We start from the raw sequence: 19,886 nt of genomic DNA on the forward strand, positions 1-19,886 counted from the left end.
CGAATTGCGAAGAAGATGAAGTCGACGTTTGCACACGCATGCAAAAAAAGCTTGCCAGATGTTTCTTTTGTTGTCTATGGTTTTGCAAGCGTATGCACGATGCGTGCAGCAGGGAGGACAGAATGGCCGAAATTCAACTTCGCAATGTTGGAAAGCGTTGGGGATCGTTTGTTGGAGTTGACAATTTTGACCTGACAATAGCCGACAAGGAATTTCTGGTACTTCTTGGGCCGTCAGGTTGCGGAAAGACCACGACAATGCGCATGATTGCTGGTCTCGAGGACGCGTCTGAGGGCGATATCCTGATCGATGGCGCCCGAGTAAATGACATGGAGCCCAAAGACCGCGATGTCGCGATGGTGTTCCAGTCATACGCGCTCTATCCGAATATGAATGTATATGAGAACATTCGCTTCCCGCTGAAAGTTCGCGGTATTGACCCTGCTACCCATGACGAAAAAGTGCGGCGCGCTTCGGCGATGGTCGAGCTGGATGATTTCCTGCACCGCAAACCGGCGGAACTGTCTGGCGGTCAGCGTCAGAGGGTTGCCCTGGCTCGTGCCATTGTGCGCGAGCCCAACGTGTTCCTGATGGACGAGCCACTATCCAACCTTGACGCAAAACTGCGCGTTTCCACCCGCGCGCAGATCAAGAACCTGAGCCACGAATTGGCGGTCACCACGATCTATGTGACCCACGACCAGATCGAGGCAATGACCTTGGCTGATCGGGTGGTGATCATGAAACAAGGTGTGGTTCAGCAGGTTGGCTCCCCAACCGATATTTACGATGAACCTGCAAATACATTTGTGGCCAGCTTCATCGGCAACCCGGCAATGAACCTTGTCGATGGCGAGGTTCAGGGTGGCGTGTTCCGCGCCCAAAGCACAGAGGTGCACGGGTTGAACGCGCCGGACGGTCCTATCACGCTGGGGTTTCGCGCCGAGGACGCCAATGTTGTAGAAAGCGGCGGCGAGATCAATGCACTGATCTATACACAAGAGCTGTTGGGCGACAGCACCATGGTTTCGGTTCGGATCGGTGGAGCGCTGGTCTCTGTCAAGGCCGACAAAACCTATCGGGCCGAAATCGACGATCAGGTCTCGATTCATATCCATACCGATCACTGCCATCTGTTTGATGCGAAAACCGGGGCTCGCCTGGAAGGCTGAGAACCGCAAACAACACCCGTTGGGACGGGGTAACTAGGGTGCAGACTTCGAAGATGCACCCATCCATCTAGGGAGGAATATTGATGTTTCTGAAGAAAATTGCATTGGCCGGCTCGGTAGCCGCCTTTGCCGCAAGCGCGGGATATGCCTGCGAAATCGGCGCACGTGTCAACATAGTCGGCAATGAATTTGCGGCCATCCAGGCCGTCGCAGCCGGAGCGAAGGAATGCACCGGGGCGTCGGTAGAATCCAACCTGACATCCGAGCACCAGACCATCAACGTGGCTGGCCTGTCGGGCAATCCGTCGGAATATACGACCGCAATCATCGCCAATAGTTCGGTTGTGGCACTGATGAACGAAGACGTTATTCGTCCGCTCAATGATCTGGTGGAAAAGTATGGCCAGGACCTGCAGCCTGGGCAGCTGATCAAGATTGGCGACAACATCATGGCTATCGCCTTTATGGCGAACGCGCAGCATCTGATGTTCCGCAAGGACATCCTTGAGCAAGCCGGTGTGGAAGTCCCGACTACCTATGAGGAAATGCTCGAGGTGGCCGAGGCCATTCGTGCGCAGGGCATCATGCAAAACCCGGTTGGTGGGGCCTATGCATCGGGTTGGAACCTGGCGCAGGAATTCAACAATATGTTCCTTGGTTATGGCGGCAGCCATTTTAAACCCGGTACGGCCGAACCCAACGTGAATTCTGAGGCCGGTGTCAACGCCCTGAACATGATGAAGGCTTTGTCGGAATACATGAACCCCGACTTCCTGACTCATGACTCCAACGCCACCAATGCCGAATACCGTGCTGGCAACGTTGCAATCATGAATATGTGGGGTTCGCGCGCATCGCAGCAAACCACCACCGAAGGTGTGTTGCAGGAGGTAATCGACGGCCATGCGATTGGCGCGCCGCTGACAGTTGGTGGCGGAGATATCCCTGCAACGACCCTGTGGTGGGACGGTTGGACAGTCGGAAAGAACATCTCAGATGAAGAGGCCGAGGCCACCTTCATCGCAATGAAACATGGCATCCGTCCTGACATGCTGAACGATGAAACCACTCCGTTGGCGGTCTGGCTGATTGAAGGCTACCAGCCGGGAAAAGATGCCGAGGGCGTGTTTGCTGCGGCCAAAATGGGCACACCACCCTATCCGATGCTACCCTACATGGGGCTCATGCACAGCGCACTTGGCAACGAACTTGCTGATTTCATGCAGGGCAAGGAAAGCGCGGAACAAGCGTTGGCTGATGTAGAAGCCGCCTATCGTGCCGCCGCCATCGAGCAAGGCTATCTGCAATAAGAAGCCCATTGCGCGGGTGCCTTTGATACCCACCCGCGCAATCCTACTCACGCGAGGATTGCAACATGCGCCATAAGACATTCCTTTGGTTCTTCCTGCCCACAGGACTCGCGATGCTGCTGTTCATTGCAATGCCAATTGTCTCGGTGGTGACTCAATCGATCTTCGCGCCCCACCCGGCCGTTCTGTTAGAGGTCGAAAACTGCACCCCGCTTATCGGATGCACAACTGAGACCACTGTTGATCAAGAGGCCACTGCAGCACTTCGCGCCGAGAAACCTCTGGGCCGATTTGTGGGATTGGACATTTACTTTAACCGAGGCCATCTGGCGATACAGGAAATTGGTCAAATCTGGGCCGCGAATGAAACATGGGGCGGCTTCTTCACCGAGCTTGGTAATCTACCCTTCTACCGGGCGATGGCATTCACGCTGACCTTCGTTGCTGTCGTGACACCGCTCACAATTGTATTGGGGCTGTTGATTGCGTTGGCGGTCAACTCCTTGCACCGGCAACTCAAGGGTCTGATGATCTTTTTCTCTCTTCTGCCCATGATTGTGACCCCGCTGATCGGTTCGCTCATCCTGTTTTGGATGATTGACAGTCGCGGGGTGATCGGCAACGCCCTCGTATATCTTGCTGGAGATCCGGATTTCAGCCTGAAAGCATCAACAGGGCTGATGTGGGTAGCGCTGATGGTCTATGGTGTTTGGCACGCTGCGCCTTTTGCCTTTGTCGTGTTCTATGCTGGCCTGCAAACCTTGCCCCAAGACCAGATTGAGGCCGCACAGATAGACGGGGCGACGCGCTGGCAGCAGGTCAAATTCGTGGTTGTTCCCCATCTCATGCCCCTGGTCACATTTGTTGCGCTGATCCAGTTGATGGACAATTTCAAGGTGTTCGAACCTATCATCGGCTTCAGTGCACAAGCGCATGCGCAATCACTCAGCACCTTCATCTTCTACGATCTCGGTGGCGAGACTCGGCAACTGTCTTCCGCTGCTGCTACCTCTGTGATGACGATTTTCGGGGTCGCCATTCTTCTGTCGCCCGTGCTTGTCCGCACCTGGCGCGATTTCAAAGGAGCAAGATAATATGGCCAGCCGCGCGCAAAGAATGCCTACAAGCCTTCGGATCGCCTCATCCCTGTTTGTGCTCCTATGGTTTATCCTGGCCGCCTTTCCGTTCCTCTGGACGGTTTGGGGCTCGTTCAAGGTCGAACTGGATTTCTTCTCGATCGCTGACTGGACCAATGCCCTGACTGGTGCCCGAACCGAAGCGGTTTATGGCTCGCCGTTCACCACCACCGGATATGAGGGTGCTTGGATTCAGGAAGAGTTCTGGCGCAATGTTCTGAACACCGGGATCGTCTGTTTCTTTGTTGTTACCATCTCACTGACTATCGGGACTTTAGGGGGCTATGCCCTTTCGCGGTCTACTTACAACTACACATTCTGGCTTTTGATCACAGCGTTGATTTTCCGTGCAATGCCGCCAATCACTCTGGTCTCAGGATATCTTCTGCCCTTCTTTGAATGGAATGTTTGGGGGATTCTTCCGACCACCATTATCGTGCTGGTGGCAATCAACCAGCCGTTCACCCTGTGGATGCTGCATTCCTTCTTCAAGAACATCCCAAGCGAGTTGGATGAAAGTGCTAAGGTCGACGGATGCAACCAGTTTCAGGCTTTCCGACGCGTGATCATTCCGGTGATGTGGCCGGGTGTCATTACCACCGGGCTGTTCTCCTTCCTGTTGGCCTATAACGATTTTGCTGTGGGCGCGATGCTGCTGTCCGAAAGCAACCGCACCATGGTGCCTGCCATCGCCGCCTTCCTCGGTACAACACAGACTGAGGGCAACGTGATGTTTGCTGTTGCGGCGGTGGTTTCAGCCACAGTTCCACTGTTCCTCCTGGTGATGTTCTTCCAGCGTCAGATCGTGGGCGGCCTAACCGCCGGGGCTGTGAAAGGCTGACACAAATGGGGCGCACTCATCCTCAGTCCGTATCTGCCCACGCGCACGCAGCCAGCCTGAACTTGGCTGCGCGCCGGGCCCGTCGGCCGGGACGAATTCCATTTGCTTTGATGCGCGCAGGTCCTCGTGCCAGCACACCGTCACAGCGAATAGGAACACGTTCTAAAAAGGAAAGCGCCATGAACAAGCGCGCAAATCGCCCAGCGATGGGTATTGCTACCGGAACCACGTTTGAAAACAAACAGCTTTATCGTCAGTTTCTCGAAAGCTTTGATAAGGGCCTCGGCGAGACCATTGAGACGGCCGCCAGCGAGATTTTCGCCGCAACGGCCACTACCGAAGCGAGCCATCCGATCAATGCAGCCCCCGATGGCAACGGCTACGTCAGCTCTGTCATCTTTGCGATATCAGAGGCGTTCGAGGGGCTCACCCGTCAGAACTATGTGGTCACGGGTGGCGAATACCTGGGAAGCGAGTGGGTCACCTCAACCGGGTATTTCCATGGTCATTTCACGCGACCGCTTTGTGGTATTCCACCCAGTGGCAAACTGGCATTTCTGCGGTTTGGTGAGTTCCACCGAATGGAAGATGGCAAGATCGTCGAATCCTATGTCTTCCTCGGCTTTGCAGAACTGATCATCGCACTCGGCCTCTGGCCTTTGAACCTACAGGGCTATGAAGGTGTCGTGCCAGGTCCGGCAACTCATGACGGCATCGTCATTGGGCCATCAGACCCAGCGCAGTCACGCGCCACAGCAGATCTGGTCGAGGACATGCTAATACAGCTGACGACCGAAGACCAAAGCTGGCGACCTTATTGGGATGACCGAATGGTGTGGTACGGTCCCGGCGGGCTAGGCTCTTATGCGACAGTGGATGCGTTTGCCGGCTTCCAGTCCCCTTTCGAAAACACGTTCGAGGGCTGGGGCGACGGCACGGATGCAGGCGTCACCGGCGTTGGTTCGAATTGCAAGGCCGGGGATGGCGACTATGCGTTCCTGTGCGGCTGGCCGCAGATCACCGGCGTCCACGTCAAACCCTTCCTGGACCTGGAGCCAACGGGAAAGCGCGTTTTTATGCGTGACTGCGACTGGTGGCGCTGCGCAGACGGCAAGATCATCGAGAACTGGTGCATGCTCGATATTCCACATCTGCTGTTGCAACTGGGTTACGACCTTTTTGCCGAAATTTCTGAACAGACCCAATGAGCTGTTCTGCCAGACATAACGCCATTGCGCGCCACCCGGCGCTCAACCGGATGCCAAGGGATTTTCTGACAGCAGGCTGACCTTCCCAGTCGACACAGAAAACCCCTTGGTAACCATAAAAGGAAAAAACACATGAAGGGCTCCCGCCCCGAACAGGCCGTGCTGACACGTGACACGGACATGAGAAAAACCGACGAGACCCGCGCCGTGATCGAGGGGATGGTCGATGGTTTGAACGATCACCGCATCGACGATATCGGCGAATTCTTCGCAGAAGGGTTCCGCTGGATCGGCAACCGGGGCTGCGGCACCAAAACTGGGCTCAAGGAGTTTCAGGAAAACTGGCAACGCCCGTTTCAGGCGGCGTTCTCGGACAAGACCTGCATTGATGAGGCCCGGCTTTATATGGGCGAATGGGCTGCGGCCTTTGGCCGACAGGAGGCAACTCATTCGGGCGAGTTCCTGGGCATCGCTCCGACGGGAAAGCGGGTCGAGATCCGGTACATGGATTTCTGGAAAGTCGTCGATGGCAAGATCGTTGACAACTGGGTGAACGTCGATTTCGCCCATGTCGCCGCGCAGCTTGGCGTTGATCTGTTCAATGGCGAAGGCTGGGAAGCATTTGACCGGGGAGAAAAAACTCCACCCCGGCCCGAAAACTGAGGATAGAGACAATGGCTATTGAATACCTGAAACGCGGCAAACCTGAAGCTGATCGGGCGGAAGACGATGCCAAAACCCGAGCTGTTGTCGAAGCAACGCTGGCGGATATCGAAACCCGCGGCGATACCGCTGTGCGCGAGCTGTCAGAGAAGTTCGACAACTACTCGCCGGAAAGCTTCCGCCTGAGCCAGGATCAGATCGACGAGTTGATCAACTCGCTGACTGAACGCGAACTGGCCGATATCAAATTCGCGCAGAAGCAAGTGACGAACTTTGCGCAGGCACAACGCGACTCGATGCTGGATATCGAGGTTGAAACTCTGCCAGGAGTGATTTTGGGTCACAAGAACATCCCTGTGCAGTCGGTTGGCTGCTACGTGCCGGGCGGCAAGTTCCCGATGGTGGCATCGGCGCATATGTCGGTCGCAACAGCAAAGGTTGCGGGTGTTCCGCGCATCATCGCATGTACCCCGCCGTTTCAGGGCAAACCCAATGCGGCCGTAATCGCAGCGATGCATCTGGGCGGTGCCCACGAGATCTACGTGATGGGTGGGATCCAGGCTATCGGCGCCATGGCGATCGGGACTGAGACCATTGATCCGGTTCACATGCTGGTTGGCCCCGGCAACGCCTTTGTGGCCGAAGCCAAGCGCCAATTGTTTGGCCGGGTAGGTATCGATCTTTTTGCCGGGCCGACCGAAACCATGGTGATCGCAGACAAAACTGCTGCGGACGCCGAGCTTTGTGCGACCGATTTGCTGGGACAGGCCGAGCATGGCTATAACAGCCCCTGCATTCTCGTCACCAACTCGCACAAGCTGGCCCAAGAAACACTGAGCGAGATCGACCGTATCCTCGGAATCCTGCCCACCGCAGGTACCGCCAAAGTCAGCTGGGAAGAATATGGCGAGGTCATCGTCTGCGACACCTATGACGAGATGCTGCAAATGGCCGAAGACATTGCCTCCGAGCACGTTCAGGTCATGACCGACCGCGACGACTGGTTTCTGGAAAACATGACCTGTTATGGCGCGCTGTTCCTGGGGCCGCGCACCAACGTGGCCAACGGCGACAAGGTGATCGGAACCAATCATACACTGCCGACCAAGAAGGCCGGGCGCTATACTGGCGGGCTCTGGGTCGGCAAATTCATGAAAACCCACAGCTATCAGAAAGTTGTCACTGATGAGGCCGCGGCGATGATCGGCGAATACGGCTCGCGCCTGTGCATGCTGGAAGGCTTTGTCGGCCATGCCGAACAATGCAACATCCGCCTCCGGCGTTACGGGGGCATCAACGTGCCCTATGGTGAAGGCGCACCATATCGCGAGACGGCCGAGGCGTCCTCGTAAGCGGGACGAATCTTGCGCCCGGAATCGACCGTGGCGCTACAGAATTTTTTGGATAAGAAGTTAACACGATGCGAGATTTCGCAATGGATACTCACTCTACCCACAAGGCCCTGATCGCGCCCCTGCGCGAGGCTATGTATAAATTCGACGAAGCCGGGGTACGAGATGCGCTGGAGGCGGTAATCGCGCCCGATGCTGCCATCCACATGATGTATCCATTCGGAGATCTGACCGGCCCGCAGGAACTCTATGACACCTGTTATACGCCGATACTAAAATCCATACCCGATCTTGAGCGTCGCGACTGGATCGTCATGGGTGGTCGGACAGAACAGGGCAGCGACTGGGTCGGCTGCGGCGGCCACTACTTCGGCACCTTTGTCGCCCCCTGGCTGGACATCCCGCCGACCGGGCATTTGGTCCATATGCGGTTCCACGAATTCTACCGTTTCGAAGAAGGCAAGGTTGTCGAGATCCAGACACTCTGGGATATTCCCGAAGTCATGATGCAGGCGAATGCCTGGCCAATGGCCCCGTCTCTGGGGCTGGAGTTCTGCATTCCCGGCCCGGCGTCTCTGGATGGCGTTGTATCGGGACCGTGGGATGAGGTGAAATCTCTGGCCTCGTGCAATCATATCGTCGACATGCTGAAACATCTTGAGAAACACCCCAGCCAGGGTGGGCCCGAAGTGATGGAGATGGAGCGGTTCTGGCATCCGCGCATGAACTGGTACGGCCCCGCCGGGATCGGGACAGCGCGCGGTATCGCGGGATTCCGAAACTGGCACCAGATTCCCTTCCTCAACGGAATGCCCGATCGTGGCCAGCACGCTGACGAGATTACCTTTCACTTTTTTGGTGATGGAGACTATGCCGCTGTGACCGGCTGGCCGAACATGATCCAGACCGTCACCCATGACGGCTGGATGGGGATTGCGCCTTCGGGCAAACGGATCACTTTGAAGTCACTTGATTTCTGGCGTCTGGAAGGTGGGCTGATCCGCGAGAATTGGGTGTTGGTCGATCTGCTGGACGCGTATCGGCAATTGGGCGTAGATGTTTTTGCCCGACTGCGTGAGTTCAATAAGGCGCGTGTACCGGGCACCATCCCATTCCCGGTCGGCGAGGTCTGATATGCCACATTTTCCCAGCACCCCCAGTTTCGACCTGAGCGGCAAGCGAGCTTTGGTCGCCGGAGCCTCGTCGGGCATAGGCATGGCCTGCGCTGTGGCGCTGGCGGAACATGGTGCTGAGGTCACTTTGGCGGCGCGCCGTGCTGGTGCGCTGCAGGATATTGCAAAAGATATGTCGGCGCAGGGATGGTCTGCCAGGGTTCTGGAACTGGATGTTTCGGACGTGGCGGCAACCGCTGAATCTGTAGCGCAAAATGGGCCGTTCGATATTCTGCTGAACTCAGCCGGGCTTGCCCGACACGGCAAGGCCGTGGAAACACAGCCTGAAGATTTCGATGCGGTGATAGGCGTCAATGTCAAAGGTGCATATTTCCTGACCCAGGCTGTTGCCAAAGGCCTGCTCGACGTCGGCCGTCCCGGTTCACTGATCAATATCTCTAGCCAGATGGGCCATGTTGGTGGTCGCGAACGCGCGGTTTATTGTGCGTCGAAATTCGCGGTTGAAGGCTTCACCAAGGCGATGGCGCTTGAGTTCGGACCGTCAAAGATCCGGGTTAACACGATTTGCCCCACCTTCATTCTGACGGATCTGACAAAGTCGACTTTCGACGATCCGGATAAGCGGGCCTGGATTCTGGACAAGATAAAACTGGGTCGCCCGGGAGAGATTGAGGACATCATGGGGGCGGTGGTTTATCTGGCCTCGGACGCGTCGGCGCTGGTGACGGGCACGGCATTGATAGTTGACGGAGGTTGGACGGCAGACTGATGGCGACACAAAAAGTTACATCACTGGAAGTTGCCCGTCTCGCCGGGGTCAGCCAATCTGCGGTCAGCCGTGTGTTCACCCCCGGCGCGTCGGCGTCGAAAAAAACCGTCGAAAAGGTGCGCAAGGCGGCCAAGGAACTGGGCTATCGCCCGAACGTTCTGGCCCGCGCTGTGGTGTCCGGGAAAAGCCGGATCATCGGGCTTGTCGTGGCCTATCTGAACAACCAGTTCTATCCCGAGGCGCTGGAGAAGCTGACAAACACGTTACAGGAACGTGGATACCACGTGCTGATATTCATGGCTTCGCATGAGTCTGGAAACATCGACAATGTGGTCGAAGAAATACTCGACTTTCAGGTCGAAGGGATCATCGCCGCTTCGGTGGCTTTGTCCTCAGATTTGTCAGACCGCTGCCGAACGGCCGGTATACCGATGGTATTGTTCAATCGGGCACAAGACGACACGGCGATGTCGTCAGTTACATCTGACAACGTTGCCGGTGGTCGAAAGGCGGCTGAGTTCCTGTTGGCAGCTGGGCACCAAAAGATCGGATATATCGCCGGGTGGGAAGGAGCTTCGACCCAGCGTGACCGCGAAACAGGGTTTGTTGCCGCCTTGCAGAAAGCCGGGGTTACGCTGCACGCCCGTGAGGTAGGAAATTTTTCGACGGAAGAAGCCCGGCAAGCCACGCTGAGGATGTTCGAAGCCGATCCGCCTGATGCTGTGTTTGTCGCCAACGATCACATGGCCATTTCCGTGATGGACACGCTGCGGTTCGAATTAGGGCTGAATGTTCCGGGCGACGTTTCGGTCATCGGGTACGACGATGTCACTGTCGCCTCATGGCCAGCCTACAACCTGACCACCATTCGACAGCCTGCCAATCGCATGGTCACCGAAACTGTCGATATTCTGCTTGGCAAGATTGAGGACCCCGATGCCGGCCCGCGTCGGGTCGAGATTGACGGGCCGCTGATTGTTCGAGGCTCCGCCCGCATACCTGAAGGATGGAAGACATGAAGGGATTTAATCCCAAATTCAAAGACTTTCCCGATTACATAATAGGAATCACCAAAGAAATCTGGGAAGATCGCGGCATTGCGACGCTGCACGACTATTATGCCCCGGACATCGTCGTGCGTTCGCCTGGGTCGGTGGTTGTCGGAAATCAGAATGTCATTGCTGCCACTATGGCGACCCTTGCAGAGTTCCCTGATCGTACACTGTTGGGCGAGGATGTGATCTGGTCGGGAACGCCAGAAGAGGGCATGCTGTCGTCGCATCGCCTTTTATCCACCGCGAGCCATCTCGGTGACGGTGTTTATGGCAAGGCGACTGGCAAGAAACTGATCTACCGCATTCTTGCCGACTGCCACGCAATAAACAACCAGATCAACGATGAGTGGCTCATCCGCGACCAGAGCGCGATCGTGCAGCAGATGGGCTGGGATCTCAAGGAATACGCCCGCGATCTGATCGTGCGCGAGGGTGGGCCAGACGCCTGCGTGCAGCCCCTCACGCCCGCGAACGATAGGCCCGGCCCCTATAAAGGCCGTGGCAATGACAGTGAATGGGGCCAGAAATACGCGGATATCCTGACCCGGATCATGAATGCCGATATGAGGGTGATCGAGGCTGAATACGACCGCGCTGTTCTGTCAGAATATCCCGGCGGCACGACCGGCCACAGTTGGGGGCCGGTTGATAGGTTCTGGATGGGTCTGCGCGCAGCGTTCCCACGTGCCGAATTCAAGATCCACCATCAGATCGGCCGTGACGACCCGATGATGCCGCCGCGCGCCGCGATCCGCTGGTCTTTGCACGGCAAGCATGACGGCTGGGGCGTGTTCGGCGTGCCCACAGGGGCCGAGGTCTTTGTTCTGGGCATCAGCCAGGCCGAGTTCGGTCCGTGGGGTCTGCGAAAAGAATACACCTTGTTTGACGAAACCTCGATCTGGAAACAGATTCTGCTGAAGACCGGTGATCTCTAGAATGTCGCACCGTATCTCAAATCTGGATGCCGGGCAGGCGTTGCGGCGGTACCACGCCCATCGCGCCAGCCTGCGCGCCCGGCGGCTGAACAATCGCCCGCCGGGTGGTTTGGATTGATTTCATCAAACCCAAATCAAAAGGAGAAAAGATATGAGTACCATCGAAAGCCGCATCGTCCGTTATGGCGAACTGAAGCCTTGTAAAACCGCGTTCATCGACGCCCACACGCCAGGTTCAGACCAGAAAGAGAACTTTACAATCATTGGCGGCGGCGTCAGCGAAAGCCCGGATCAGCACGTCCACATCACCGACAAGATCGGGTTCAACATCGGCGCAGCGGGGCAACCGCCGAAATGCCGCAACTCACTGCACAGTCACACTACCGCCGAGGTGTTCTTTGTTGCTAAAGGTCGATGGCGGTTCTTCTGGGGTCGTTATGGCACGGCGGGCGAGTTCATCGCTGAAGAAGGTGACATCTTCAACATCCCGACCGGCATCTTCCGCGGGTTCGAGAATGTCGGCCAGGACTATGGCATGATCATGTCGATGTTGGGGGGCGACGATGCCGGTGGCGGCGTGACCTGGGCGCCTCAGGTGATCGAGGACGCGCAGGCCCATGGCCTGGTGCTGGGCAACAATGGCGTTCTCTATGACAGCAAGAAGGGCGAGGAACTGCCGCACAATGTGCAGCCCATGCCATTGCTGACCGAGGAAGAACTGAAAGCCTATCCCGAGGTTCCCGTTGAGGCGGTGATCGGCAAATATGTCGCCCGCTACTGGGACCTGATGGCGCTGGCAGCGGACAAGCCTGCGGTTGTGATCGGTGAAAACGGCCTGATCAAGGACAAGCCAGGGTTCGAGGTTGATTTCCTGGCCCGTGGCTCGGCCGTGGCCGAACAGATCAAGGCGGACAAACCCGTGGTTCTGATGCCGGCCAGCGGCCATTGGCGCATCAGGATCAATGAGGTCGAGACCACCCTGTCTAACGGCGACACCGCACTGGTTCTGCCCGGCGAAAGCTACAGCGCCGAGCCGTCGATGACCGGAGAAGCGGGGCTGTATCGTATCACCGCAACCGACGATCCGGCAGGCGCGACCTGGACGGGTGCATAAAGCCAAAATTGCGTGTCCCGGTTTCATTCGGGGCGCGCTTAGCGCATCCAGCGCCGGGTTTCCGGCCCGGTGCTGGATCAAGATTTGGAAGGAGATGAAGACATGACCCGCGTTTCAACCACCCATGTGGGAAGTCTGCCACGAAATCAGAAGGTCGTTGATTTCATCTTTGCTCGCGAGCGAGAGGAACCGTTCGATCAGGCTGCATTTGACGCCTGCATGACCGCTGCCGTGTCCGAGACCGTGCGGAAACAAGCCAAGGCTGGGGTAGATATCGTCTCGGACGGTGAGACCTCAAAGATTTCTTACGCCACTTACGTCAAGGACCGGTATACCGGTTTTGCAGGTGACAGCCCGCGCAATGCGCCTGCGGACCTCAAAATGTTTCCCGGATATCTGCAACGTCTGGCGGATGATGGCGGCACGCCCCAATATGCACGGCCCATGTGCGTGGGCGAGGTGCGCTCAATAGGGCAAGTTGAGCTGCAGAAGGACATAGACAATCTCAAGGCGGCGATGACCGAACACGGGGTCGCGCGCGGTTTTATGAACGCCGCCAGCCCAGGGGTAATTTCCCTTTTTCTGCAGAATGACTTCTACCCAACGCGCGAGGCCTATCTGGCCGCGCTGGCCGACGCGATGAAAGAAGAATATGAGACCATCATTGGTGCGGGTCTGGATTTGCAGCTGGATTGCCCGGATCTGGCCCTGTCGCGGCATATGCTGTTCACCGATCTGTCCGACGACGAGTTCGTGAAAATCGCCAACATGCATGTTGAGGCATTGAACCACGCATTGCTAAATGTCCCAGCCGACAAGGTGCGCGTCCATATCTGCTGGGGCAATTACGAGGGGCCACATTGCTGCGACATCGGCATGGACAAGGTGTTTTCGACGCTGATGTCCACCAAATCTCGCTATGTACTGTTCGAAACCTCGAACCCGCGCCACGCGCATGAATGGACGGTATTCCGTGACCGCAAGGGTGAAATTCCGGATGACAAGGTTCTTGTGCCCGGTGTGGTGGACACCACGACCAATTTTGTCGAACACCCGGAACTGATTGCTCAGCGTATCGAGCGGTTTACGAAAATCGTTGGACTTGAGCGTGTAATCGCCGGATCGGACTGCGGCTTTGGCACCTTTGCCGGCTTTGGTGCGGTAGATCCGGATATCGCCTACGCCAAGTTGGGCGCACTTGCCGAAGGGGCTGCCCTGGTCAAATGACGCCACTTGTCCTCCTGCCCGGAATGATGTGCGATGCGCGGTTGTTCGCTCCGCAGATTGACGCTTTATCAGGCAAATACCCGATCCTGTGCCCACCAATCGGAGGCCATGAAACGATGCAGGCGCTGGCCGCCGATGTGTTAGTCTATGCACCCAAACGCTTTGCTCTGGCGGGGCTCTCGATGGGCGGCATCGTGGGAATGGAAATCCTGCGTCAGGCACCGGACCGTGTGGCTGGTCTGGCATTGATGGACACGAACCCACTTGCTGAATTGGACGAGGTCAAAGCCACGCGCGGCCCTCAGATTGAGGCCGTCGGACGTGGCAACCTGCGCAAGGTTATGGCCGAAGAGATGAAACCGAACTACCTGACGGACGGTCCGCGCCGCGCCGCCATTCTGGATTTGTGCATGGACATGGCCATGGATCTTGGCCCGGACGTTTTCGTCAATCAATCCAAAGCCCTGCGTGATCGCCCTGACCAGAGCAACACTCTGCGCAACTTCACCGACACAGCACTCATTCTCTGTGGGCGCGACGATGGCCTGTGCCCCGTCTCAAGGCATGAGTTGATGCACGAGCTGATGCCACAAAGCCGGTTGGAGATCATCGAAAACGCCGGCCACCTGCCGACATTGGAACAACCGCAACAAACAACGGCGGCCCTGATCCGCTGGCTGGAGATGATATGAACCAATCCTTGCTGGACCTGCTGAAAAAGGTCGACACTCCGACTGTTTGTAACGCCATCGAAGTGGCGCAGGGCAAGCGCGGATTCAGTGAATTTACCTGGGGCACGATGTTGTGTTCTGATCCCGATGCGGGGGCGATGGTGGGATATGCCCGTACAGCGAAGATCGCTGCTGTGAGCCCGCCGTCAGAACCGCCTGAGGTGATCCGCCAACTTCGGAAGGACTATTACAGGCATATGGCAAGTGGGAGTGGCCCGGCTGTCACCGTGGTTGAGGATCTTGATTATCCAGATTGCGTCGGCGCCTTTTGGGGCGAGATCAATACGACGGTCCACAAAGGCTTTGGCATCAGCGGCGCTCTGACCAACGGCGTGATGCGGGACCTCGGCGACCTGCCGGATGGATTCCCGGTAGTTGCAGGGTCTGTCGGGCCAAGCCACGGGTTTGTGCACGTAAAAGAGATTGGCACACCGGTGACAGTTTTCGGCCTTGTGATCAAGGATGGCGATCTCGTGCACGCGGACCGGCATGGCGCGCTGGTGATCCCGCCCGAAGAGGTAGGCAAGCTTGAACAGGCGATTATCAAATTGCTTGAAACCGAAAAACTGATTCTGGATCCCGCCCGCGCAGCCGGGTTCGATTTCGACGCGTTCGAAAAAGCATGGGAGGCGTTTGAAGCCTCTCGGACTTAAACTTGGGACCGTCTGGTTCCTCCGCAAGTATCTTCGAGAACTGAAAGGATGGAACTGGAGAGGCGATTATCCTACCAGTTGGTTAAACTGCTGAAACGGGCGGAGCCCAGGCGTGAATTGACCTTTGCGGATTATGTTGACCGGCATTGCCAAGTCATCAGAAGTGGATTGGAATAAGCGTGAGACCGCGCAATCAAGCCGATAGCCCGGTAGCATAACCTTGCCACAGCTTGAACGCGTCGGCTCTGACATGGCGGTAGGAGAGAGTGGAAAGGCGATAGCGGCGGGGACGAAAGATCGTATTGATTTGGTTATGGGCGACGAGAAATCGTTGCTCTTAGGTTAGTGATTTGAACCGACCCATCATCTTTTCCCGCTTTCGCGTCGGCCGGTGTGACCCATCGATCCGGTTGTTGAGCCCCTTGTGCGCCCGATGGTCGGCGCCCGGCGCGATGACCTTGAACGGCTTGGTATATAGCTACGCAGCTTGTCCGTGATAACGACACGTGGTTCGCCATAGGCAGCAACCAATCGACCGAAAAAACGCTTTGCGGCTTTGGCATTGCGGCGAGGCTGGATCAGAATGTCGAGTACATCTCCATTGCCATCGATTGCACGCCACAGCCAATGTTTCACGCCGTTGATCGGGACGACCACTTCGTCCATATGCCATTTGTCGTGCGGCTGGGGCCGGTCTCGTCGGATTCAATCCGCAAACTGAGACCCTAAACGGTTCACCCAAAGGCGAATGGCTTCGCGGCTGACGATCACGCCGCGCTCCCCCAACAAACCCTCCACATCTGCCGAGCTGAGCGCAAACCGATGATATGCCCACGCCGCATAAGCGATGATTTCGCGAGGAAAACGGAAGCCTTTCAGCCGCAGCAATGAAGTCGGTATGGTCATGTTACGCGCTATCCGAAAAGGACAGCGCGATCAACTTGGCAATGCCTGCTGCTCAATTCCTAGTTTGTGGGCCACGAGAATTGTTGACAAGGCCCTTATGAAAATGCTGTTTTCGTCAAAACCAAAAAGGTCATCATCCCCAGCGGTGGCAGGGTTCTTTGCTCTCCGACGGTCAGTGCGTCCTCTTGCAATACTTTGTCGATTTCGAAATCAGAATGCCAACCAATTGTGTTTGCGAGCGGGGCAAAAAACCGTTCAAGGGACGCAATCAATCCCCGCTTTCGTTGGAAGTGGTTGGTGATTACCACTCTGCCGCCCGGTTTGCAGACCCTCGCTATTTCTGCCATCACCCTTTCCGGTTCGGGAACGACGGACAGCACATGCATCGCCGCAACCGTATCGAAGTGGTTGTCCGGAAAATCAAGCGAGCGGGCATCCATTTGCCGCAGCTCCTCGACGTGACTCAGTGATTGGGCTTCCACTTTGTCGCGGGCCTTTTTCAGCATCTCCTCGCTGAAATCGATCCCTGTCACCTGCATCTCGGGCTTGTAGTGTTCCAGTGACAGACCAGTGCCCACGCCGACCTCCAGTACTTTGCCCGGGTGTCTATTGATATAGTCAACCGCGTGCTGCCGCCCAACACAGGTGATGGCTCCAAACGTCTTGTCATAGACGGGCGCCCATCGAGCATAGGAGTTTTGAACGGCTTTTATGTCCATATCAGGTCCTTAACGGTTAGAAGAGACTTCCTTGCCACGCCAGGCCCAGGCAACCGTTCCCACATATCCAATGCAAAGCGCGATCAGCGTGACCCAGGGATAGGTCAGCAGCGCCGCGCCAACAACAGCGACCCCGATGAGAAAGTATTTTGCATTCTCGCGCGAGATCCGCGTCGTCTTGAATGACCAGGTTGGTATCCGGCTGATGAGCAGCAGACCGATGACCACCATGTAAAGACAAATCAATATGCCGGGCAGCAGCGGGGCATCTGCAAAAGCGAAGGAAACATACATTGGCAGCATCACCAACAGCGCCCCCGCAGGGGCCGGGACCCCTTTAAAATAGGCATCGTTCTGATCACAGGCTTCGGATTTGCTACCCACGTTGAAACGGGCAAGGCGCATCACGCAGCATACCGCATAAAACAGGACGGCAAGCCACGCTGCGTTTTGAATATCCTGCAAGGCCCAAAAATGAAGAACGAGCGGCGGGGCCACTCCGAAGTTCAGAAAATCTGCGAGTGAATCTAGTTCCGCTCCGATTTTGCTGTCACTGCTGAGCAGGCGCGCAATACGCCCGTCCAACCCATCCAGCACGCAAGCAGCAATAATGAGCTGCACCGCAAGCACGTAATTGCCCTGTACACCAAATCTGATCGCCGTCAGGCCCGCGCATATAGCTGTTATGGTCAGCGCATTGGGCAACAAATGGATCAGCGCGAACCCGGTCTCTTCCTGCTTAGATGGTTTTGCCACAGATCCCACCACCTATTTTTGTTCAGGTGTGCGCAAACTAGCTAGGACGGTTTCGCCCGCAATCATCGTTTGCCCGACACGCACCTGTGGCACGACACCATCAGGAAGATAAACATCCAACCGAGATCCGAACCGGATCAATCCAAACCGTTCTCCGGTTTGCAGCTTGTCACCGGGTTTTACGAAGCAGACGATCCGTCTGGCAACTAGGCCCGCAATTTGGACAACAGCCAGATCCTGACCGTTTGCCATACGAATACGCAAGCTGTTGCGTTCGTTGTCGGCACTCGCCTTGTCCAGGGATGCGTTGAAAAACTTGCCGGGGCGATAGGCAACAGCGGCAATCTCACCTTCAACTGGCGTTCGGTTTACATGGCAGTTGAAGACGCTCATGAACACGCTGACACGGGTAAGCGGCGCGTCGGGCATCCCAAGTTCGCTTGGAGGTACCGCTGCTTCGATCAGCGAAACCACCCCGTCCGCCGGGCTGACGATCAATCCCTCTTCCGTCGGCGGCACCCGTTCCGGGTCGCGAAAGAAATAGTAACACCAGATCGTGAGACCGACGCCAATCCAACCCAGAATGTCAGAAAGTAAAAACAGGCCGACAGCTATTGCGGCAAAGATTGCGACAAACCGAATACCTTCAGGATGCATCGGTTTGATGAACGTATCGCGCATGCGCATCGCAAGCCTTCCCCCGATCAATTTATTGCACTTTCATAGGAGGATTGGTGAGGAACGCAAGTGTGACGAGCGCAGTCAGATCATCCGTTGACGATATCTGATGCACAAACCTGTTTCGGCCAGTGCCGTCGCTTCTGGCCGACGATGCGTCCCTTGTTCCAGGTTGGTCGAAATGTGCAGACGCCTGGTAAGTTTGGGGTCGTTTTCTCTGATCCACCAATCCGCCATCCTGTTCCAAGTGGCAATCCAATTTTACTGAACGCAGTGAGCCTCCCCTACTGAACTGGTCCACCGTTATGTTTAGGAAACGGAGGACCACGAATGGCAAACAAGAGACGAAAGCCTGAAGAGATTGTCTTAAAGTTACCGCAGGTTGAAGTTCTGATGGGGCAAGGGATGTCCCGTCTTGATGCGATCAGGCAGATTGGTGTTGTTGAGCAAACCTACTACCGCTGGCGGAAGAAATGAGCCGTTGAACGCGCCGTGGGTTCGAGCCCAACGGCGAATGCGGAATGGGTGTAGATCCGTTGAAAGAACTGAAGCGGCTTCAGAAAGTGAACGAGCGGCTGAGGCGCGCAGTTTCAGATCTGACGCTGGACAAATTGATCCTGACGGAAGCCGCAAAGGGAAACTACTGAGCCCCTCTCGTCGTCGTACATGCATCGATCATGTCCGCTGCCAGCTCAAAGTATCTGAGCGACGCGCCTGCCGCGAGCTTGGACAAAACCAGTCTGCGAAACGGTGTGTCCCATAAGGTCGCGCAGACGAAGACCGACTGGTGGCCGACATGATCGAGCTTGCCCGACAGTACGGCCGATACGGCTATCGCCGGATCGCTGCGCTGCAGAGAGAGGCTGGATGGTCTATCAGCGATGGGTGGATTGAACGGAGAGCCATTGATGCGCCATTGTTTCGAGCACAATGGCGAGCGGCGACGAGAAGGGCTGAAAGTGCCAGTGAAACAACCGAAGAAAGGGCGGCTCTGGCTGAACCCTCTCGGGACATTTCTGCGCAAGGTTCTGTCGCAAGTTCCTTGGCAGGCTGAGGAGATGGCGCAGGTGGATCTATTATCCCGCCAGTTTAACAAACTGCGGAAACGGAGAGAGTCTGGGCGTGAACTGACCATTGCGGATCATGTTGACCAGTTCGATACCTGCTAGAGCAGACGCAGCTGACGAGAAAGACTTGAAACCCAATATGGGCCTGATCCGACATTTGATGAAGCGATGGTCTTGTTCAATGATGTTGTTGAGTTACTTCCGTCTGACCGTCTCAATCGGTACCGAGCAACCAAAGCCTTTCAGCATCTTGTTTATTGCTTTGACGCCAGCAGTGTTGGCCCCGCTTTAGTCGATGACAATCTTCCGTGGCAATCCGTTTACCTCAAGCGCACGAGCGAAGAACTTTGTTGCAGCAGCTTTGTTCCGGCGTTTGGATAGCATGAAGTCCAGGGTCTTGCCGTATTTATCGATGGCCCGATAGGGTGTTGTCACGTTAACTTCTGACTCACGAAGAAATC

Annotated in this window: 18 protein-coding genes and 4 pseudogenes; 16 read left to right on the top strand and 6 right to left on the bottom strand. The window is 56.3% G+C overall.

What is annotated here, in order from left to right; all coding sequences use genetic code 11:
• The first annotated feature begins 122 nt into the window (after positions 1-122).
• The 15 genes from ACR3FC_RS19305 to ACR3FC_RS19375 all read left to right on the top strand — a co-directional run bounded on the left by ACR3FC_RS19305 (position 123) and on the right by ACR3FC_RS19375 (position 15,299).
• Positions 123-1,172, top strand: a complete 1,050-nt coding sequence (locus tag ACR3FC_RS19305; protein ID WP_480477922.1) for an ABC transporter ATP-binding protein — start codon at positions 123-125, stop codon at positions 1,170-1,172.
• Positions 1,173-1,255: 83 nt separating this feature from the next.
• Positions 1,256-2,482 carry an ABC transporter substrate-binding protein gene (locus ACR3FC_RS19310; protein ID WP_480477924.1) on the top strand — a complete coding sequence of 409 codons (1,227 nt, stop codon included), beginning with the start codon at positions 1,256-1,258 and terminating at the stop codon, positions 2,480-2,482.
• A 65-nt stretch (positions 2,483-2,547) separates the two neighbouring features.
• Positions 2,548-3,576, top strand: coding sequence for a carbohydrate ABC transporter permease (locus ACR3FC_RS19315; protein ID WP_480477926.1), 1,029 nt, complete (start codon positions 2,548-2,550; stop codon positions 3,574-3,576).
• A gap of 1 nt (position 3,577) precedes the next feature.
• On the top strand, positions 3,578-4,459 hold the full coding sequence (locus ACR3FC_RS19320) for a carbohydrate ABC transporter permease (RefSeq protein ID WP_480477928.1): 882 nt from the start codon (positions 3,578-3,580) through the stop codon (positions 4,457-4,459).
• A 179-nt stretch (positions 4,460-4,638) separates the two neighbouring features.
• A complete protein-coding gene (locus tag ACR3FC_RS19325) occupies positions 4,639-5,667 on the top strand; it encodes an ester cyclase (protein ID WP_480477930.1) in 1,029 nt (342 codons plus the stop codon).
• Positions 5,668-5,799: 132 nt separating this feature from the next.
• Positions 5,800-6,330, top strand: a complete 531-nt coding sequence (locus ACR3FC_RS19330; protein WP_209507348.1) for an ester cyclase — start codon at positions 5,800-5,802, stop codon at positions 6,328-6,330.
• An 11-nt stretch (positions 6,331-6,341) separates the two neighbouring features.
• The gene (gene hisD / locus ACR3FC_RS19335; RefSeq protein ID WP_480477932.1) at positions 6,342-7,682 is read left to right on the top strand and encodes a histidinol dehydrogenase; all 1,341 of its coding nucleotides are present in this window, start codon (positions 6,342-6,344) and stop codon (positions 7,680-7,682) included.
• A gap of 83 nt (positions 7,683-7,765) precedes the next feature.
• The gene (locus ACR3FC_RS19340) at positions 7,766-8,815 is read left to right on the top strand and encodes an ester cyclase (protein WP_480477934.1); all 1,050 of its coding nucleotides are present in this window, start codon (positions 7,766-7,768) and stop codon (positions 8,813-8,815) included.
• Position 8,816: 1 nt separating this feature from the next.
• The gene (locus ACR3FC_RS19345) at positions 8,817-9,584 is read left to right on the top strand and encodes an SDR family NAD(P)-dependent oxidoreductase (protein ID WP_480477936.1); all 768 of its coding nucleotides are present in this window, start codon (positions 8,817-8,819) and stop codon (positions 9,582-9,584) included.
• Positions 9,584-10,603, top strand: coding sequence for a LacI family DNA-binding transcriptional regulator (locus ACR3FC_RS19350; protein ID WP_480477938.1), 1,020 nt, complete (start codon positions 9,584-9,586; stop codon positions 10,601-10,603). Before ACR3FC_RS19345 ends, ACR3FC_RS19350 begins: the two co-directional genes overlap by 1 nt.
• Positions 10,600-11,574: a nuclear transport factor 2 family protein gene (locus ACR3FC_RS19355; protein WP_480477940.1), complete on the top strand. Its 975-nt coding sequence runs from the start codon at positions 10,600-10,602 to the stop codon at positions 11,572-11,574. The genes ACR3FC_RS19350 and ACR3FC_RS19355 overlap by 4 nt, the downstream gene beginning before the upstream one ends.
• A gap of 151 nt (positions 11,575-11,725) precedes the next feature.
• Complete coding sequence (locus tag ACR3FC_RS19360) at positions 11,726-12,688, top strand: cupin domain-containing protein (RefSeq protein WP_480477942.1); 963 nt, start codon at positions 11,726-11,728, stop codon at positions 12,686-12,688.
• Positions 12,689-12,790: 102 nt separating this feature from the next.
• A complete protein-coding gene (locus tag ACR3FC_RS19365) occupies positions 12,791-13,915 on the top strand; it encodes a cobalamin-independent methionine synthase II family protein (RefSeq protein WP_480477944.1) in 1,125 nt (374 codons plus the stop codon).
• A complete protein-coding gene (locus ACR3FC_RS19370; RefSeq protein ID WP_480477946.1) occupies positions 13,912-14,607 on the top strand; it encodes an alpha/beta fold hydrolase in 696 nt (231 codons plus the stop codon). Before ACR3FC_RS19365 ends, ACR3FC_RS19370 begins: the two co-directional genes overlap by 4 nt.
• Positions 14,604-15,299, top strand: coding sequence for an RraA family protein (locus ACR3FC_RS19375; RefSeq protein ID WP_480477948.1), 696 nt, complete (start codon positions 14,604-14,606; stop codon positions 15,297-15,299). Before ACR3FC_RS19370 ends, ACR3FC_RS19375 begins: the two co-directional genes overlap by 4 nt.
• Before the next feature lie 66 nt (positions 15,300-15,365).
• Here the strand turns inward: ACR3FC_RS19375 and ACR3FC_RS19380 are convergent.
• The 5 genes and pseudogenes from ACR3FC_RS19380 to ACR3FC_RS19400 all read right to left on the bottom strand — a co-directional run.
• Positions 15,366-15,440 (bottom strand): annotated as a pseudogene (locus ACR3FC_RS19380) (IS6 family transposase); the annotation flags it as partial.
• A gap of 52 nt (positions 15,441-15,492) precedes the next feature.
• A pseudogene (locus ACR3FC_RS19385) lies at positions 15,493-16,205 on the bottom strand (IS6 family transposase).
• A 95-nt stretch (positions 16,206-16,300) separates the two neighbouring features.
• Entirely contained in the window at positions 16,301-16,924 is a 624-nt protein-coding gene (locus tag ACR3FC_RS19390; protein ID WP_480477950.1) for a class I SAM-dependent methyltransferase, read from the bottom strand.
• Between the two features lie 9 nt (positions 16,925-16,933).
• Positions 16,934-17,629, bottom strand: coding sequence for a CDP-diacylglycerol--serine O-phosphatidyltransferase (gene pssA, locus ACR3FC_RS19395; RefSeq protein ID WP_480477952.1), 696 nt, complete (start codon positions 17,627-17,629; stop codon positions 16,934-16,936).
• A gap of 63 nt (positions 17,630-17,692) precedes the next feature.
• Positions 17,693-18,367, bottom strand: a complete 675-nt coding sequence (locus tag ACR3FC_RS19400; RefSeq protein ID WP_480477954.1) for a phosphatidylserine decarboxylase — start codon at positions 18,365-18,367, stop codon at positions 17,693-17,695.
• Between the two features lie 321 nt (positions 18,368-18,688).
• Here ACR3FC_RS19400 and ACR3FC_RS19405 point away from each other — a divergent pair.
• Positions 18,689-19,359: pseudogene (locus tag ACR3FC_RS19405) on the top strand (transposase family protein); the annotation flags it as partial.
• Between the two features lie 75 nt (positions 19,360-19,434).
• Here ACR3FC_RS19405 and ACR3FC_RS19410 read toward each other — a convergent pair.
• Positions 19,435-19,848, bottom strand: a pseudogene (locus ACR3FC_RS19410) (DDE-type integrase/transposase/recombinase); the annotation flags it as partial.
• Positions 19,849-19,886: the final 38 nt, after the last annotated feature.

It is taken from the genome of Ruegeria sp. AF3 (assembly GCF_056536285.1).

Excerpts from the sequence above, each read along its gene's own strand:
- ACR3FC_RS19305 (WP_480477922.1), top strand. The coding sequence starts at position 123 with ATGGCCGAAATTCAACTTCGCAATGTTGGAAAGCGTTGGGGATCGTTT.
- ACR3FC_RS19310 (WP_480477924.1), top strand. The coding sequence starts at position 1,256 with ATGTTTCTGAAGAAAATTGCATTGGCCGGCTCGGTAGCCGCCTTTGCC.
- ACR3FC_RS19315 (WP_480477926.1), top strand. The coding sequence starts at position 2,548 with ATGCGCCATAAGACATTCCTTTGGTTCTTCCTGCCCACAGGACTCGCG.
- ACR3FC_RS19320 (WP_480477928.1), top strand. The coding sequence starts at position 3,578 with ATGGCCAGCCGCGCGCAAAGAATGCCTACAAGCCTTCGGATCGCCTCA.
- ACR3FC_RS19325 (WP_480477930.1), top strand. The coding sequence starts at position 4,639 with ATGAACAAGCGCGCAAATCGCCCAGCGATGGGTATTGCTACCGGAACC.
- ACR3FC_RS19330 (WP_209507348.1), top strand. The coding sequence starts at position 5,800 with ATGAAGGGCTCCCGCCCCGAACAGGCCGTGCTGACACGTGACACGGAC.
- hisD (WP_480477932.1), top strand. The coding sequence starts at position 6,342 with ATGGCTATTGAATACCTGAAACGCGGCAAACCTGAAGCTGATCGGGCG.
- ACR3FC_RS19340 (WP_480477934.1), top strand. The coding sequence starts at position 7,766 with ATGGATACTCACTCTACCCACAAGGCCCTGATCGCGCCCCTGCGCGAG.
- ACR3FC_RS19345 (WP_480477936.1), top strand. The coding sequence starts at position 8,817 with ATGCCACATTTTCCCAGCACCCCCAGTTTCGACCTGAGCGGCAAGCGA.
- ACR3FC_RS19350 (WP_480477938.1), top strand. The coding sequence starts at position 9,584 with ATGGCGACACAAAAAGTTACATCACTGGAAGTTGCCCGTCTCGCCGGG.
- ACR3FC_RS19355 (WP_480477940.1), top strand. The coding sequence starts at position 10,600 with ATGAAGGGATTTAATCCCAAATTCAAAGACTTTCCCGATTACATAATA.
- ACR3FC_RS19360 (WP_480477942.1), top strand. The coding sequence starts at position 11,726 with ATGAGTACCATCGAAAGCCGCATCGTCCGTTATGGCGAACTGAAGCCT.
- ACR3FC_RS19365 (WP_480477944.1), top strand. The coding sequence starts at position 12,791 with ATGACCCGCGTTTCAACCACCCATGTGGGAAGTCTGCCACGAAATCAG.
- ACR3FC_RS19370 (WP_480477946.1), top strand. The coding sequence starts at position 13,912 with ATGACGCCACTTGTCCTCCTGCCCGGAATGATGTGCGATGCGCGGTTG.
- ACR3FC_RS19375 (WP_480477948.1), top strand. The coding sequence starts at position 14,604 with ATGAACCAATCCTTGCTGGACCTGCTGAAAAAGGTCGACACTCCGACT.
- ACR3FC_RS19390 (WP_480477950.1), bottom strand. The coding sequence starts at position 16,924 with ATGGACATAAAAGCCGTTCAAAACTCCTATGCTCGATGGGCGCCCGTC.
- ACR3FC_RS19400 (WP_480477954.1), bottom strand. The coding sequence starts at position 18,367 with ATGCGCATGCGCGATACGTTCATCAAACCGATGCATCCTGAAGGTATT.